Origin of the sequence: Pseudoalteromonas sp. S4492, from assembly GCF_005886115.1 — a bacterium.
GTDB classification, from domain to species: domain Bacteria; phylum Pseudomonadota; class Gammaproteobacteria; order Enterobacterales; family Alteromonadaceae; genus Pseudoalteromonas; species Pseudoalteromonas gelatinilytica.
Map to the genome: position 1 here is coordinate 1 of NZ_PNCP01000286.1, position 385 is coordinate 385.

Annotated in this window: 1 protein-coding gene; it reads left to right on the forward strand. The window is 44.7% G+C overall.

The genetic code is table 11. The features are described from left to right. A partial coding sequence (locus tag CWC28_RS21590) for an AAA family ATPase (protein ID WP_171038366.1) occupies positions 1-385 on the forward strand: 385 nt, incomplete at both ends.

Here is a 385-nt window from a genome sequence, read left to right on the forward strand (position 1 = left end):
TGTTGTTGGATGAGATTGAAAAAGGCCACCCGGATGTGTTCAACCTGCTGCTGCAGGTAATGGATCATGGTACTTTGACTGACAACAATGGACGTAAAGCCGATTTCCGAAATGTCATTCTGGTCATGACTACGAATGCGGGTGCCGAAACCATGACTCGCAGCTCAATTGGTTTCACTGAGCAGGATCATACGACAGATGGTATGGAAGCTATCAAGAAAACCTTTACTCCGGAATTCAGAAACCGACTTGATTCCATTATACCCTTCGAGTCATTGAATGAAGATACCATCAAGCATGTGGTTGATAAGTTCCTTACAGAGCTTCAGGCACAGCTGGATGAGAAAAAAGTTCAAATTGATGTCGACGATAAGGCTCGCGAGTG